The sequence below is a fragment of the Butyrivibrio sp. genome, assembly GCF_024699075.1.
Genome location: NZ_JAILQF010000375.1, coordinates 1 through 16522 on the forward strand (window position 1 = coordinate 1; position 16522 = coordinate 16522).

Here is a 16522-nt window from a genome sequence, read left to right on the forward strand (position 1 = left end):
CAAAAGACTACACACTTGGCATTGACGTAGGATCAACAACTGTAAAGGTTGCACTTCTTGATCCATCTCATGAACTTATTTTTGCTGACTATAAAAGGCACTACGCTAATATACGTGAGACCCTGGCAGAGCTTGTAAAGGAAGCACAGGCTAAGGTTGGCAACGTAACTATCCATCCTGTTATCACAGGATCAGGCGGCCTTAATCTTGCCAAGCATCTTGGAGTTCCTTTTGTCCAGGAAGTTGTTGCAGTTTCAACAGCTCTTAAGGAAATTGCACCCAAAACTGACGTTGCTATAGAACTTGGCGGCGAAGATGCCAAGATCATTTATTTCGAGGACGGTAATGTTGAGCAGCGTATGAACGGTATCTGCGCAGGTGGTACAGGTTCATTCATAGACCAGATGGCATCTCTTCTTCAGACAGATGCAGCCGGTCTTAATGAGTATGCCAAAAATTACAATTCTCTATATACAATTGCCGCAAGATGCGGTGTATTTGCAAAGACTGATATCCAGCCTCTTATTAACGATGGTGCTACTAAGGAAGATCTTGCAGCATCTATTTATCAGGCTGTCGTAAACCAGACAATTTCAGGTCTTGCCTGTGGTAAACCTATAAGAGGTCATGTCGCATTTCTTGGCGGCCCTCTTCACTTCCAGTCTGAGCTTAAAACTGCTTTCATAAGAACTCTCAAGCTTGATGATGAGCATACTATAGATGTTGATAATTCTCATCTTTTTGCTGCTATGGGAAGTGCTATGAATGCTGACGACAATATCTCTTATGATATGAACGAGATGGTTTCAAAGCTTTCCAAAAAGATTCACATGGAATTCGAGGTTGCCCGTATGGATCCTCTTTTCCCAACAAAGGAAGATTATGATGCCTTCAAGAAACGTCAGGACCAGTACAAGGTAAAGACTTCTCATCTTGATAATTACAAGGGTAACGCCTTTCTTGGAATTGATGCAGGTTCTACTACTACTAAGTGTGCGCTTGTATCAGAAAATGGTGATCTTCTCTATTCCTTCTATTCAAGCAATAACGGATCTCCTCTTCAGACTGCTATCAGCTCCCTGCAGGAAATCTACAAGCTTATGCCGGAAGGTGTACGTATCGCCCGTTCATGCTCTACGGGTTATGGCGAATCCCTTATGAAGTCAGCTTTCCAGCTTGATGATGGTGAAGTTGAAACTATTGCTCACTACAATGCTGCTGCATTCTTTGATCCTAATGTAGACTGTATCCTTGATATAGGTGGTCAGGATATGAAATGCATCCGCATAAAGAATAAGGCTGTTGACTCTGTTCAGCTCAACGAGGCTTGTTCTTCAGGATGCGGATCCTTTATTGAGACTTTCGCCAAGTCACTTAATTACAGTGTTCAGGACTTTGCCAAGGAAGCTCTTTTTGCAAAGCATCCTATTGATCTTGGTACTCGTTGTACTGTATTTATGAATTCCAAGGTTAAGCAGGCACAGAAGGAAGGTGCAGGTGTTGATGATATCTCATCAGGTCTTGCTTATTCTGTTATCAAAAATGCTCTGTTTAAGGTTATAAAGGTTTCCGATGCCAAAGAGCTTGGTAAGAACATCGTAGTACAGGGTGGAACCTTCTACAACGATGCTGTTCTTCGTGCCTTCGAAAAGATTGCAGGTGCTGAGGTTATCCGTCCTGATATCGCTGGTATCATGGGTGCTTTTGGTGCAGCTCTTATCGCAAGAAACAGATTCATGCAGGATACTTCTTACGAAACATCCATGCTTACTATTGATCAGATCAATAATCTTGAGTATTCAACATCCATGGCTACTTGTCAGGGATGTACCAACCACTGCCGTCTTACTGTTAACAAGTTTACAGGTGGAAGACAGCATATTTCAGGTAACCGCTGTGAAAGAGGTCTTGGTAAAGTCAAGAATGCTGATGGTATTCCAAACCTTTTTGACTGGAAATATAAGAGAGTATTTGGTTATAAGCCACTTCCTGACTCAGAAGTCACTAGAGGAACAGTCGGAATTCCGAGAGTTCTTAATATGTACGAGAACTATCCTTTCTGGCATACATTTTTTACCAAACTTGGTTATAAGGTTGTTCTGTCTCCAAGATCTTCACATCAGATCTATGAGATGGGTATCGAATCCATTCCTTCAGAATCAGAGTGCTATCCAGCCAAGATAAGTCATGGTCACGTAGAATGGCTCATTCACAAGGGTGTTGATTTCATATTCTATCCTGGTCTTTTCTACGAGCGTGAAGAAGTAAAGGGCGCAACTAACCATTACAACTGTCCTATCGTTACATCTTATTCTGAGAATATTAAGAATAATGTTGAAGCTATAACAACAGGTAAGGCCAAACTCAGAAATCCTTTCATGGCCTTTACTTCACTTGATACTATTACTTCATCTCTTCTTAAGGAATTCACTGAGATTCCTAAGAAAGAGCTTATTGAAGCTGCAAGCCTTGCATGGGATGAGCTTGCAAAGTGCCGCGAAGATGTTAAGAAAAAAGGTGAAGAGACCCTTAAATGGATGGAAGAAAATCATCGTCATGGTATAGTTCTTGCAGGTCGTCCATACCACATCGATCCTGAGATCAACCATGGTATACCTGATATGATCTGTTCTTACGGCGTTGCTGTACTTACAGAAGATTCCATCTCACATCTTGGAACGCCTGAACGACCTCTTATCGTATCAGACCAGTGGATGTACCATTCAAGGCTTTATGCTGCGGCATCTTATGTTCGCACTCGTGAAGATCTTGATCTTATTCAGCTCAACTCCTTTGGATGTGGTCTTGATGCTGTTACAACTGATCAGGTCGCTGATATCCTCAATGGCTCTGATAAGATTTATACATGTCTTAAGATTGATGAAGTTAATAACCTTGGTGCAGCAAGAATTCGTGTAAGATCACTTCTTGCAGCTATCCGTGTACGTAAAGAAGAAGGCAAGCACGCTACAGTACGTGACTGTGCTAACCACAGAGTTCTCTTTACAGAGGAAATGAGGGATGAAGGATATACACTCCTGTGTCCTCAGATGTCTCCTATCCACTTCGATATATTGGAAACAGCACTTCGTGCATGTGGTTATAACCTTATTGTCATGCAGAATGACAATATGCATGCTATAGATATGGGTCTTAAGTATGTTAATAATGATGCCTGCTATCCTTCACTCTGGGTTGTAGGTCAGATCATGGATGAGCTCCATTCAGGCAAGTATGACCTTAACAAGACTGCTGTCGTTATGTCCCAGACAGGTGGCGGATGCCGTGCTACTAACTATGTTGGCTTTATCAGAAGAGCTTTGAAGAAGGCCGGCATGGAGCAGATTCCTGTAGTGTCTCTTAACCTTTCAAAGCTTGAATCCAACCCTGGATTTAAGATCAACTATGAGATGCTTAAGCGTGCTGCATATAGTGCTGTATTTGGCGATATCATGATGAGATGTATCTACAGAATGCGTCCTTATGAGAAAGTAAAAGGTTCTGTAGAAAAGGTTCATCAGGACTGGCTTGTAAAGTGCAGAAAATTCGTATCTAAGAAGAACATAAATATAACAACAGATATGGCCAAATTCCAGAAGATGTGCCGTATGATGGTTGAAGATTTTGATAATATCGAGATCACAGATGAGGTAAAGCCAAGAGTCGGAATCGTAGGAGAAATCCTTGTTAAGTTCGCTCCTGCTGCTAACAACCATCTTGTAGACCTTCTTGAATCAGAAGGCGCTGAAGCTGTAGTACCTGATCTTCTTGACTTCATGCTCTACTGCTTCTACAACCAGATTTACAAAGCAGAATATCTTGGAACAAGTAAAAAGACTGCAAAAGCAATGAAGGTTGCTATCTGGGCCCTTGAAAAGCTTCGCGGTGGTGCAACTAAGGCTCTTAACGCATCCAAGCATTTTGAAGCACCTACAAGCATCTATAAACTTGTCGACTATGCAAAGCCTATCGTTGATATAGGTAACCAGACAGGTGAGGGATGGTTCCTTACAGGTGAAATGGTTGAGCTTATCAAAGAAGGTGTTGGCAATATCGTCTGCACTCAGCCATTTGGATGTCTTCCTAACCACGTAGTAGGTAAGGGTGTTATCAAGGAACTCAGAAGACATTATCCTGGTTCTAACATTGTAGCTATCGACTATGATCCAGGTGCTTCTGAAGTAAACCAGCTTAACAGAATCAAGCTTATGCTCTCTACTGCTAATAGAAAGCTTGAAAACAAAAAGGAAAAAGAAAGTGAAGCAAATACCAAAGAAAAAGTTGCTATCTAAAAGCTTTATTCTAGAATAAAATCACTTTCAGATATGATAAAGCAATAAAAAAGCAGCCAAAACAGGCTGCTTTTTTATTTGCTTTTATATATGATTTTTATTTTGTTATATATGTTTCTTGTTCACTTAAGAACAGAATCTCTTACCAGATCATATCGATCATGCTTTCTGGTTAAGTTTTTCGATATTATCTGCCTGACGCTCTATAGCAAAATCTGTAGAGCGAAGCTGCATCTGCACTTTAAGGATCTGCTTATGAATGTCATCACTCTTATTATAGAATTCCTGTATCTTTTCATCGCTTACTTTAAGATGCTTTTCTGCAATAGCACCAGGAAGTACAAACTTCTTTATAACTTTACCGAATTTGACATCAATATATTTACCATCCTGAGCAGTTACTTTGCCTTCTCCAAACTTGGCATGCTCAACTTTAAGACCTTTGGCATCTTGTTCACCAAGCTCTTCAGACTGTTTGTTCAATGTAGCAAGAACTTCCTCATACTCATCATGCTGTCTGTGAAGCTGCTCCATCTGACGATCCGCTTCTTCCAAAAGCTCCCTTGTCTTTTTGGTTTTCTTTCTTGCTTTTACTTCCTTCTTTTCTACCTGTTCCTCATCAAGATTGAGAGCCGCCATAATAAAATCTCCTTTCAGGCCCGGTCTTTGGGCCGCAAGTAAAAAATGATATAAGCATTTATATTGCTTTTAATATACTTATTGTATTGTAAAACAGAAAATAAATAGTTCTAAAGAAACGAACTGATATATATATATTTTAAAACTTTCACGATTCTTTTTCAAATACAAATTATCGTTTTATCGATTATATTCGTGATCATACCCGTTTGAATTATCAATACGCAATTTACGCTACTTTAAACGTTCATAAGACTTCCAACAGATTTTCACCATTGAAAGCCTTTTAAAATTTAGCTTTTATGCCATTTGTAAAGAAGTAAATACTCCCCATTTCAATAACTAAAAATCGCTTTTGGTATTTGTAAAGAAGTAACTGTTCTCCCATCTCAATAACTAAAAATCGCTTTTGGTATTTGTAAAGAAGTAGCTGTTCCCTATATCAACAACTAAAAAATCCCTTGCAGATTCAGCCTTAAGGGCAGTTACTTAATGATTTTCGCGTTCTCTAAAAATTTATTTAATTCAAGAGTTTAGTAGATGGTATTTTATATTCTGCCTGGGGTCCGCATGTTCGAGCGTAGCGAGTTTCGGACCCCGGAATATAAAATACCAGATAATAAACCTTGAATTAAGAAATTTTTAGGACAAGAAAATCATTAATTAACTGCCCTCAAGGATAAAACTGCAAGGGATGGCACAAACATCAAACTGTCTTTTCTGTGAGGGCTTTAGATGCCTTGACCATATCTTCTGCATCAAGGATCTGGCCCCATTTATAAGGCGTTGCCTGATATACGTAATAGTTAAGCCAGTTGGAATAAAGAAGGTTACAATGAGCTCTCCATGTAAGCTTTGGCTTATTACCAGGATTATCATCCGGATAATAGTTTCTTGGAAGCGGTGTACTAAGCCCCTTACTCATGTCACGCTTATATTCGTTATCAAGAGTCATACGATCATATTCCGCATGACCAAAGCTGAATATCTGCTTGCCATCCTTGGTCATACAGAGCATTGCGCCTGCTTCATAGGACTGAGCAAGTATCACAAGCTTATTGCATTTATGTATATCCTCGATCGGCACTGTTGTATATCTGCTGTGAGGAATATAGAATACGTCGTCAAATCCTCTAATAAGAGGAACCTTTCTGTTAAGCACCTTATGGGCATAGATTCCGAAGAGCTTCTGGGGAAGTGATACCTTTTTAAGTCCAAAGTGATAATAGCATGCAGCCTGTGCTCCCCAGCATATGTGGAAGGTTGATGTTACATGCTTTTTGGTCCACTCAAAGATCTCACAAAGTTCATCCCAGTAGTCGACTTCTTCAAATTCAAGCTTTTCAACAGGAGCTCCTGTTATTATCATACCGTCATAATGATTGCCTTTAAGCTCTTCAAATGTATTATAGAAGCTGTTAAGATGAGTCATTGATGTATGGCCCGCTTCATGTGAGCTTACTCTCATAAAAGATACATCTATCTGAAGAGGTGTATTTGAAAGAGCTCTAAGTAGCTGAAGTTCAGTATCTTCCTTAAGTGGCATAAGGTTAAGTACACATATGGAAAGAGGTCTGATATCCTGATGCATAGCTCTGTCTTCATCTACTACGAATATATTTTCTTTCTCAAGCTGCTCCCTTGCAGGAAGTCCGTTCTGAATCTTAATAGGCATGACTATTTCTCCATTCTGATAACACGATCCAAATAATTAAATTACTTAGTATAAAATGATCATTCCGAAACCTTACTCAATAGTTCTTCTTCGGTAATGATCGGTATTCCAAGCTCTTTGGCTTTTTTGTTCTTACCCGAATTAGATGCTATATCATTATTGATAAGAGCAAAGGTCTTTTTGGACACACTGCCTGAAACACTACCGCCGTGGCTTTCAATAAAAGCTACCATAGCATCTCTGTTAGCAAACTTCTCAAGGCTTCCTGTTATAACATAGGTCTGTCCTGCAAATTCACTTGTTACAACAGTCTTTTCTGCAGCGAATTTAAGTCCATATTCCTTAAGTCTTTCAAGGAGCTTAATATTAGACTCCTTATGGAAAAAGTCATGGATGCAAAGCGCTGTAGTCTCACCGACATCCTGCACTTCCACAAGCTGGTCTATTCTTGCATGCATAAGGTCATCAATACTGTCAAAGGCCTTCATGATAGTCTTAGAAGAAGTCTTACCAACATTAGGTATTGAAAGTCCTGTAAGGAGTCTTGAAGGCTCATTGGATTTCGATCCTTCAATAGCATTAAGAACGTTGTCAGTGCCCTTCTCTTTGCCTATAAGGCCCTTATCAATAAGTTCTGCCCTGTAGTCCTTAAGAAGATAAATATCGGCTATATCATGAAGATAACCGTTCTCTATGAGGGTTCTTATATATTCTTCTCCAAAGCCCTTAATATCCATGGCATCACGGCCTACAAAGTTGATGATACGTCTTTCAAGCTTTGCAGGACAATCATCATTTGTACATACCATATCAGCTGTATCGGGCTCTCTTACAACTTTGCCGCCGCATACTGGACAGACATCAGGGATCTTATATGTAACAGAATCTGCAGGGTTCTTGGACTCTACTACGCTTCTTATCTTAGGAATGATCTCACCTGATTTATAGACAAGTACTGTTCTTCCTATGCCGATTCCAAGATTATCTATAAAGTCCTGGTTGTGAAGTGTTGCTCTTGATACTGTAGTACCGCAGAGCCTTACTTCAGAAAAAACAGCTGTAGGATTAACTCTTCCTGTCATTCCAACTGAAAGCTCTATGTCTTTGATAACAGCTTCTTTTTCTTCAGGCGGATACTTATATGCTATATGTCCGCTTGAATACTTGGATCCTGCAGGGAAGTCATCTCTGTATGCTATCTGATCGATCTTTATAACAGCGCCGTCGATGTCATAAGGAAGTGTACCTCTTGACTCTCCTATAGCATCAATCTGAGCAAGTATATCTTCATCTGTAACGCAAACTTTAGAAGGAACTACAGCCATCTTAAGTTCTTTCATCTTAAGAAGGCCTTCAGAATGTGACGATATCTGCGGATCTGATCTTTGTATATTAAAAATATACATGGAAAGACCACGTTCTCTGACCATTCCGCTATCAAGTTGGCGCAGGGTACCTGCAGCACAGTTTCTGGGGTTGGCAAAAGTTTTTTTGCCCTGAGCTTCCTGAATTCTGTTGGTCTTATCAAAGTCTTCGTGGCTCATATATACTTCGCCGCGGACTTCAAGTGAATTGTATTCAGATGATATACTTCTGACAACATCAGGAATCACAAGGGCATTGGAGGTTACATCTTCACCTATGAGTCCATCGCCTCTTGTCTCTGCAAGAGTAAGCTTTCCGTTCTCATAACGGATACTCATAGAAAGTCCATCAATCTTGTGCTCTACGCAAAAGCGGACATCAGAATGCATCGCCCTGACTTCATGAACCCATTCAAGGACCTCTTCTTTGGTGAAAACATCCTGAATAGAGAGCATAGGAACATCATGCTCTACTGTAACTCCGGCAGTTCTCTTAACAGAACCACCTATGATCCTTGTAGGTGAATCCTCAGATATAAGCTCAGGATGCTCTTTCTCAACAGCTTTAAGCTGAAGCATAAGCTGATCATATTCATAATCGCTTATCTGTGGAGCATCCTGATTATAATAACAATCCATGTGATACTTTATCGTATCACACAGATTCTTGTATTCTTGTATTAAATTAGTCTCTCCCAACTATTAGTCCTCACTTAGTATTAGTTATAAATTGCAGTATATATAAAGGTTAATAATATAACTTTTAAAATCCGGCTATAGATGCGCGCTTAAGCCTCACCCTTATTATCACGTCTTAATCCGCACTTGGAATAAAGACTGTAGAGCTCTCTTCCTGTTACCTCTCTTACCTCTCCGGGCTTCATATCGCCAAGCTCAACATTAAGAACTCTTATACGCATAAGTTCTCTTACATTATAGCCAAGAGCTTTGCACATACGTCTTATCTGCCTGTTAAGGCCTTGTGTCAGAATGATCCTGAATGAATTTCTGCCGGTTTTAACTACCTTACATCTTTTGGTAGTAACATCAAGATCCTCAATATAAACACCGCCTGCCATCTGACGAAGAAAGGCACCATTTACTTCTTTATCAACTCTGACAACGTATTCTTTTTCATGATTATTGGAAGACTTCATCATACTGTTGATGAGTTCTCCATCATTGGATAAAATAAGCAGTCCGCTTGAATTAGCATCCAATCGTCCTGCGTAATTAACCTTCACCGGAGTCTTTACTTCTGATGCAACTGTACGCTTGGCATGAGCGTCTCGCTGCGTACATACAACTCCTTCCGGCTTATAATATGCATAAACTTTAGTATCTGTGACAAGCTTTATTCTCTTGCCATCAATCTTAACAACATCACCGGGATTGACCTTTGATCCGGCCTGTGCTTCCTGACCATTAATAGAAACACGGCCTTCCTCAATGATCTTATCTGCGTCCCTGCGAGAGCAAATTCCGCACTGCGCTATATATTTGTTAAGCCTGATCTGCTCGCTCTCGTCTTTATGACTCATATAATTCTCCATCTAAACATTATTTAAAGCTTCTAAGTGTATCCACAGCTTTAGACTTTATTATAGTCTCATAGCTCTCTTCTACATTAGCGATGTAAATTGGATTACTTGTTACATAAGTACCAAATTCATATACCATTGTAAATACAGAAGCAAAGTGAGCTACACTGTCTGTTCCCTTTTCAAAATGAAGATAATAAAGATCATTTTTAGGGTTCTTGTAAAGGCTTGTCTGCATCTTGATCCTGCCTTTAACCATATGTGCAAATTTGATTATATCTGCCATATTAGCAAAAGCAAAAACAAAGCCTGAAGATTCAAGTCTGTCTAGTGCGAAAGATTTACGTTTTCTCTTTTTTTCACGAATCTGTGAAAGTCGCTCGTTATTGTTTCTTCTTTCGATCTTTTTGTCAGAAAATGCTTTATTGGCAATATTCTGCTTCTCATCCTCAACCTCATGAATATGCTGGAGATACTGATTTATACGCTCTATTCTCTCCTGCTCAGGTGCATCTCCAAGCTCCTCAAGGAAGTTCTTAGGGAAGTGAATACCTGCATCATGTGTTAATTTCTCTAATAGATCCTGAATAGTTCCATCCGGATCCTCACTAAGTGTAATTGATATGCATTTATCTGGAGTTACAGTAACCTGCATTGGCATTACAAGGCCGTCCATTGGCTTATAATCAACTTCTTCTTCAGCTTTCTCTACGATATCACGAAGAAAATCCATAGCCTCTTTTTTCTTGGTCAAAAGATCCTGAAGACCAATCCCGTACTCTTCCAGATCTTCCTCTGAAATAATGCACTCAACACGTGTATCATCAACGCGATTAAATTTCATAAAAATACCCGCCGTCCCCTCCGGCTTAAATCCTTTCAATAAAACAAATACATCTCTTCCCTTTAGATCTCACATCTTTAAAGGAAATAAATCTCTTGTACAAAACTTTTTAACAGTATAGCACAAGATAGTATGTATTTGAATAAAGCAAAAATTAATCTTCTCTTATATTTCCTATAACTTTATAAAGAAGTTTATAAAGTTCTTCTGCATCCTTAGGTGAAAGTCTCACGCAAGCACCCATGCTTTCAGGAATAGAAAGAGCTTCATCTCTTAACTTTTCTCCTGCAGGAGTAATTGTAACCTCAAGATTTCTCTCATCAGCTGCATTACGCTCTCTGTTAATAAAGCCTTTTGATTCAAGTTTTTTAAGTACTGGTGTAAGAGTACCTGAATCAAGGAAAAGACACTTTCCTAATGTTTTTACATTGACTTTTTTCTTTTCCCAAAGAACCATCATTGTAATATATTGTGTGTAAGTCAGATCAATCTTGTCCAAGAAAGGTTTATAAGACCTTACTATCTCCTTTGAACACGCATAAAGTGGAAAGCATAGCTGGTTCTCCAGTTTTAATGAATCATATTTCTTTTCTTCAGACATTATTACGACTTCCTTTTCCTATTTTTGTATTTATTTTCTATCCATTCACATACAGCTGTAAGATAACGCATACAAGGTTCTGTAGCGATTACAAACAGCACAAAGAGCATGATACACTCTTTAGATACATACGTAATTGCGAACAAATCACTGAACACAAAAGCTGCAAATACCATACCTATGATACACCCTATTATAACTCTTGTGCGGAATTTATTCATAGGTGAACTTATTCTGACAAGTATCATAAAACCGACAATTGTCAAAACGAAGGTTGCAGCTACCGAAATATCCTCCGTTGATACACCAAAGGTTTCGCCAAATACTACCAGTGCAGCGATAGCCAGAAAATCAGTAAGGGCTGCAGGAAGTGATTTCATAAGAACGTGAATCATAAAGGATCCGCTACTTCTCTTGGTATTATCTTCAAGTGCAAAGAAGAAGGCCGGAATTCCTATATTAAACATACTGATAAATGTAACCTGTGATGCCTGAAGCGGATAAGACATCAAACTTACGATCGAAAAGATCGATAATAATAGTGAAAAGATATTCTTAACAAGGAACAGTGTAGCTGATCTTGTAATATTATTGATATCTCTTCTACCTTCAGACACAATCTGCTTCATATGAGAGAAGTCCGAATCAAGAAGAACTACCTGCGCTGCCTGCATAGCAGCTTCTGAACCTGCCGCCATGGCTATGGAACAGTCTGCATCTTTCATGGCAAGAATATCATTAACACCGTCACCGGTCATTGCTACTTTATGTCCGGTTTTTTGAAGAGCCTTAACCAGTTTTTGCTTCTGTTCAGGTTGAACTCTTCCAAATACTGTATACTTCTCAGCGGCTTCATAAAGCTTCTCATCATTTAAAGGGCGAACATCTATATATTGCTCTGCGCCATCTATTCCAGCCTGTCTTGCAACCTCTGAGACTGTCACAGGATTATCTCCTGAAATAACCTTAACTTCAACACCCTGCTTTTTAAAATAAGCAAATGTTTCTGCTGCATTCTCTCTTAATGGATTTTGAAGAAGTACGAACATTACAGGAGTTACTGTTCCATCTGCTGTACCCTTTTCAGGAACAGGTACGGAAGCATCCTTGTCAGCATACTCAGCAAAAACTATAACTCTTAGTCCCTTGCCTGCATATTCATTAACAAGATCCTTGTACTTATCATAATCCTTGGAAAGAATAATATCCGGAGCACCAAGTAGATAAGTCTTATCGTCAAATTGAACACCGGAATACTTTCTTACTGATGAAAACGGCAGATTTGATACACAACTTCTGGCACCCATTGACGGAAAATAGTCTGCTAGCGCCTGCATAGTCAAATTATCATCAGGAAGAGCTTCTATATATTCAGACATACGGATTCGATCCTCTGTCTGCTCTTTTTCACTTCTACCTTCTGCAGGGATTACATCGCAAACAAGCATTGAGTTATCTGTAATGGTTCCTGTCTTATCAACACAGAGTATATCTACTCTTGCAAGGGTCTCTGTACTCTTCATATCATGCAGCATTACCTGATTCATACCAAGTCTTACGGCACTCATGGCAAGAGCAAGGCTTACAAGAAGATACATACCCTCAGGTATCATACCTATTACAGCCGCAACCATTGAAACAATACTTTCACTGAAAGTATTACCAAGTGCAAGGCTTTGCCACATAAGTGTGACACCTACAGGGATGATAGCAATACCTGAAAAGATGACAATCCTGTTAATGGATTTGATCATTTCAGACTGCTCGCCACCTTCCATTTTCTTGGCTTTCAATGTCAGCTGTGATATATAAGATTTCTCTCCAACGCGAATAAGTCTGGCATAGCAAAGTCCGTTTACGACAAAGCTGCCACTCATAAGCTCGCTGTCAACCTTTTTATTGATCTCATCAGCTTCACCTGTAAGAAGGGCTTCATTAACATTGACTTCACCGGATATTACTATCGCATCCGCTGGAATCTGATTGCCGCTTCTAAGTACGATAACGTCATCAATAACAAGGTTCTGAATCTGCACAGTTATCTCTTCGCCATCCCTAAGTACCTGGCATGTAGGAGAATTAAGCACAGAAAGATTATCAAGAACCTTCTTAGCCTTAAGCTCCTGAAATATACCAATAAGTGTATTGGCGATAACAACCGGAAGAAAAGTCAGTGATCTGTACGAGCCGGCGATTATTAGCAAGATCGCCAGCACAGTAAAGATCAGGTTGAAATATGTAAATATGTTTTCTTTTAAGATATCTTTCGTAGACTTCTGGGCATTATCTATCTGAGTGTTCCCATAGCCACGGATATATCTGTCCTGCGCCTGTTCCGCAGTAAGTCCTGTCATAGTAGCCTTTCAGGCAAATATCTGATCAACAAGTCACATGATCATTATTTTGCCGTGTGATGTATATTTCTAATCGGAATATTTGCATATAAAGCGGGAACTGAGTTAGAACCGCTTTCATCAGTCTCCATCTGAGTAATATGAATATCGAGCTGGTCTTTGTCTACCTCGGCATACTTAGAAAGTACTTCAAGGATATCGCTCTTAATACGTTCCATTATTTCAGGTGAGCAGTTGGCTCGATCAGAGACAAGAACCATCTTAAGCCTGTCTTTTGCAACGTCGCCTGAACTTTTTCTTTTGAACAAATCTGACAGTTTCATTGTACGTCTCCCCTTCCACCTGGTAGTTATTATTTACTGAATAATCTGCTGAAGAATCCCTTCTTGGTCTCAAGATCAAGATAAGGAACCTGTTCACCATTCAAACGTCTGCAGATATTCATATATGCCTGACCTGCAAGTGATTTACCGTTACCTGCAAGAGGAATACCTCTGTTAGTTGCAACAACTACATCTTCATCGTCAGGAACGATTCCAAGAAGATTAACTGCAAGAACTTCTACAACATCATCTGCACTCATCATATCGCCACGCTTAACCATGTCAGGTCTTAATCTGTTAACGATAAGCTGAGAGTCTTTCATCTCATTAGCCTCAAGAAGTCCAATGATTCTGTCTGCATCACGTACTGCTGATACTTCAGGAGTTGTAACTACAACAGCCTTGTCGGCGCCTGCGATAGCGTTCTTGAATCCCTGCTCAATACCTGCAGGACAGTCAATAATAACATAGTCAAACTGTTCTTTAAGCTCTGTAGTAAGCTTCTTCATCTGCTCTTCATTGACTGCATTCTTATCTCTTTGCTGTGCAGCTGCAATAAGATACAGATTTGCATTATCCTTATTTTTAATAAGAGCCTGAGCAAGCTTGCAATTGCCCTCAACAACATCAACAAGATTGTAGACAATACGATTCTCAAGTCCAAGTACAACATCAAGGTTACGAAGACCTATATCTGTATCTACCAGAACTACCTTCTTGTTAAGTAGTGAAAGACCGGTTCCAAGATTGGCAGTAGTAGTAGTCTTACCTACGCCTCCCTTACCAGATGTAACAACTATAACTTCTCCCATTGTAGCCTTCCTCCAAAGAATAAATTTTATTAAAAACTTTTTGATTTTATATCATAATCATTTAAAAAACTGATTACTTCTAAGATATTTACTGTTAAACTCAGATCTTGCAATAGCTCCCTGATAAGTATAAGCCACTTCCGGACCTGATACAGTATTTCGGCTTGTCTTTCTTCTAAGAAGTCCTCTGGATCTTGATGTGGACTCCTCTTCTGAAACCGCAATTGCATCAGCGATCCTGACCTGTAAAGGTTTGAAATCAGTAGCCATAACAAAAGCATTCTGATCTCCTGTCGCGCCTGCAAATGCATTGCCTTTAAGAGCACCAAATACAAATATGCATCCAGCAGATACTATGCTTCCTCCGGGATTAACATCACCAAAGACAACAATTGAATGCTGGGATATTATTTCCTGACCTGAGCGGATATTACCAACATGAATTCTTGCGTTGGCATCTCCTATCTGTTCAAATGCAGCCTGATAAGCTTCATTATAAGCCTGGTCCATAAGCTGCTGTCTTTCCTCTCTGGAAAGCTCAGGTTTTATCGCCTGTGGCTGTACCGTCTTCTTAGCAACACTCTCAGAAGATGAAGCGCCTGCAACCATTTTGGTAAAAGCTGCATCCAGAGGATGATCCTCATCAATAATACATACAACTTTTAGCTTGGTAGTTCTTGATATGATATCAAGGACTTCCTGTTCCTGGTCATCCGATAATCTGCGACCTCTGATCACAAGCCCCATGCTGGAGTTACCAAGGAAAGCTGATGCCTCAGTAAATTTCTGTTCTATTAAACTTTTAAGCTGAATAAAAGGAATTTCTTCATCAAGTACCAGAATGATACCAGATTTAGTCCCCTTAATAGAAACTGGCTGTGCCATTCCTAAATCCTCATTTCAATACCATGCTGCCAGCAAACCTCCCAATTACATTATACCAAATATAATTGAATGATATGAATAATTATATAAAAATTCATATCCAAAATATACCGACGCATTTAATATTTTAACTCATTTATCTAATTCAGGCAATCGGAATAAAAAGAATGAGAAAAAAAGGCTCCGGGAATACCGGAGCCTTGATAAACAAAGTCTTGATTATTTAAGTCCAGCCTGAGCCATAACTTCTTCTGCAAAGTTATCCTGCTTCTTCTCAATACCTTCGCCTGTCTCAAAACGAACGAAGCTCTTGATTGTAAGGTCAGCGCTGTTAGCCTTAGCAACCTGTGCAATATACTGAGCAACAGTCTGCTTGCCATCTTCAGCCTTTACATAAACCTGCTCGTTAAGGCAGATCTCTTTAAGCTCTTTGTTAAGACGACCTACAAGCATCTTCTCAAGAATCTGCTGAGGCTTTCTCTTCTCTTCAGGAAGTTCCTCGTTCTCTTTTAAAGCCTGAGCAAGGAGGATTTCCTTCTCATGCTCTCTGTATTCTTCAGGAACATCGTTCATGTCAACATACTTAGGTGCAAGAGCTGCAACCTGCATAGCTACATTGTGAAGAGCTTCTTTGATGTCATCGTTAACAACATCTGTCTTAGCCTCTACAAGAACAGAGATACGTCCGCCACCGTGTACGTAAGGTACAACGATACCTTCAGAAGCTGTAAGCTTCTCGAAACGACGAATATCAATCTTCTCAGAGATAACTGCTGTGATCTCTACAAGAGCTTCCTTAACAGTCTTGCTTGAATCCTCATTCCATGCCTCGTTCATGAAAGAATCAAGATCCTTGGAATCAGAATTTACAGCCTGAGTTGCTACTGCATTAACGAATGCCTGGAACTTCTCGTTCTTAGCAACGAAGTCTGTCTCAGAGTTAACTTCTACAACTGCTGCAGTCTTGTCATCCTTAACAGCTACTGCTGTAAGACCCTCAGCTGCGATACGGCTAGCCTTCTTCTCAGCCTTAGCCTGACCATTCTTTCTGAGGAATTCAACTGCTGCATCCATATCTCCATCAGAAGCAGAAAGAGCCTTTTTGCACTCCATCATTCCTGCGCCTGTTGATTCACGTAATTCTTTTACCATTGCTGCTGTAATAGCTGCCATTGTTTTATTCTCCTTCTCT

The 16522-nt window shown here is 39.7% G+C and carries 12 protein-coding genes; 1 reads left to right on the forward strand and 11 read right to left on the reverse strand.

The genetic code is table 11. The annotated features are described in order from the left end of the window. The coding region (locus tag K6G87_RS15100) for a 2-hydroxyacyl-CoA dehydratase (RefSeq protein WP_296839064.1) at positions 1-4292 on the forward strand (4292 nt) is incomplete at its 5' end. Between the two features lie 159 nt (positions 4293-4451). Here K6G87_RS15100 and K6G87_RS15105 read toward each other — a convergent pair. The 11 genes from K6G87_RS15105 to tsf all read right to left on the reverse strand — a co-directional run bounded on the left by K6G87_RS15105 (position 4452) and on the right by tsf (position 16503). Then, positions 4452-4931: a hypothetical protein gene (locus K6G87_RS15105; protein WP_296839066.1), complete on the reverse strand. Its 480-nt coding sequence runs from the start codon at positions 4929-4931 to the stop codon at positions 4452-4454. Positions 4932-5637: 706 nt separating this feature from the next. After that, a complete protein-coding gene (gene metA, locus K6G87_RS15110; RefSeq protein WP_296839068.1) occupies positions 5638-6606 on the reverse strand; it encodes a homoserine O-acetyltransferase MetA in 969 nt (322 codons plus the stop codon). 59 nt (positions 6607-6665) lie between these two features. After that, positions 6666-8669 carry an NAD-dependent DNA ligase LigA gene (gene ligA, locus K6G87_RS15115; RefSeq protein ID WP_296839070.1) on the reverse strand — a complete coding sequence of 668 codons (2004 nt, stop codon included), beginning with the start codon at positions 8667-8669 and terminating at the stop codon, positions 6666-6668. An 89-nt stretch (positions 8670-8758) separates the two neighbouring features. After that, the gene (locus tag K6G87_RS15120) at positions 8759-9511 is read right to left on the reverse strand and encodes a pseudouridine synthase (RefSeq protein WP_296839072.1); all 753 of its coding nucleotides are present in this window, start codon (positions 9509-9511) and stop codon (positions 8759-8761) included. Between the two features lie 19 nt (positions 9512-9530). Continuing rightward, positions 9531-10355, reverse strand: a complete 825-nt coding sequence (locus K6G87_RS15125) for an adaptor protein MecA (RefSeq protein WP_296839075.1) — start codon at positions 10353-10355, stop codon at positions 9531-9533. Between the two features lie 154 nt (positions 10356-10509). Beyond that, complete coding sequence (locus tag K6G87_RS15130; protein WP_296839078.1) at positions 10510-10956, reverse strand: MarR family winged helix-turn-helix transcriptional regulator; 447 nt, start codon at positions 10954-10956, stop codon at positions 10510-10512. A 2-nt stretch (positions 10957-10958) separates the two neighbouring features. Beyond that, positions 10959-13310 (reverse strand): cation-translocating P-type ATPase, encoded by a 2352-nt coding sequence (locus K6G87_RS15135; RefSeq protein WP_296839081.1) that lies wholly within the window; start codon positions 13308-13310, stop codon positions 10959-10961. A gap of 44 nt (positions 13311-13354) precedes the next feature. Continuing rightward, positions 13355-13633, reverse strand: coding sequence for a cell division topological specificity factor MinE (gene minE, locus K6G87_RS15140; protein ID WP_296839084.1), 279 nt, complete (start codon positions 13631-13633; stop codon positions 13355-13357). 29 nt (positions 13634-13662) lie between these two features. After that, entirely contained in the window at positions 13663-14445 is a 783-nt protein-coding gene (gene minD / locus K6G87_RS15145) for a septum site-determining protein MinD (RefSeq protein ID WP_296839087.1), read from the reverse strand. Between the two features lie 57 nt (positions 14446-14502). After that, on the reverse strand, positions 14503-15330 hold the full coding sequence (locus K6G87_RS15150) for a septum site-determining protein MinC (protein WP_296839090.1): 828 nt from the start codon (positions 15328-15330) through the stop codon (positions 14503-14505). 219 nt (positions 15331-15549) lie between these two features. Continuing rightward, positions 15550-16503 carry a translation elongation factor Ts gene (gene tsf / locus K6G87_RS15155; protein WP_296839091.1) on the reverse strand — a complete coding sequence of 318 codons (954 nt, stop codon included), beginning with the start codon at positions 16501-16503 and terminating at the stop codon, positions 15550-15552. Positions 16504-16522: the final 19 nt, after the last annotated feature.

What these genes read in the sequence shown, in the direction of transcription:
- K6G87_RS15105 (WP_296839066.1), bottom strand. Translation starts at nt 4,931, where the DNA reads ATGGCGGCTCTCAATCTTGATGAGGAACAGGTAGAAAAGAAGGAAGTA.
- metA (WP_296839068.1), bottom strand. Translation starts at nt 6,606, where the DNA reads ATGCCTATTAAGATTCAGAACGGACTTCCTGCAAGGGAGCAGCTTGAG.
- K6G87_RS15120 (WP_296839072.1), bottom strand. Translation starts at nt 9,511, where the DNA reads ATGAGTCATAAAGACGAGAGCGAGCAGATCAGGCTTAACAAATATATA.
- K6G87_RS15125 (WP_296839075.1), bottom strand. Translation starts at nt 10,355, where the DNA reads ATGAAATTTAATCGCGTTGATGATACACGTGTTGAGTGCATTATTTCA.
- K6G87_RS15130 (WP_296839078.1), bottom strand. Translation starts at nt 10,956, where the DNA reads ATGTCTGAAGAAAAGAAATATGATTCATTAAAACTGGAGAACCAGCTA.
- K6G87_RS15135 (WP_296839081.1), bottom strand. Translation starts at nt 13,310, where the DNA reads ATGACAGGACTTACTGCGGAACAGGCGCAGGACAGATATATCCGTGGC.
- minE (WP_296839084.1), bottom strand. Translation starts at nt 13,633, where the DNA reads ATGAAACTGTCAGATTTGTTCAAAAGAAAAAGTTCAGGCGACGTTGCA.
- minD (WP_296839087.1), bottom strand. Translation starts at nt 14,445, where the DNA reads ATGGGAGAAGTTATAGTTGTTACATCTGGTAAGGGAGGCGTAGGTAAG.
- K6G87_RS15150 (WP_296839090.1), bottom strand. Translation starts at nt 15,330, where the DNA reads ATGGCACAGCCAGTTTCTATTAAGGGGACTAAATCTGGTATCATTCTG.
- tsf (WP_296839091.1), bottom strand. Translation starts at nt 16,503, where the DNA reads ATGGCAGCTATTACAGCAGCAATGGTAAAAGAATTACGTGAATCAACA.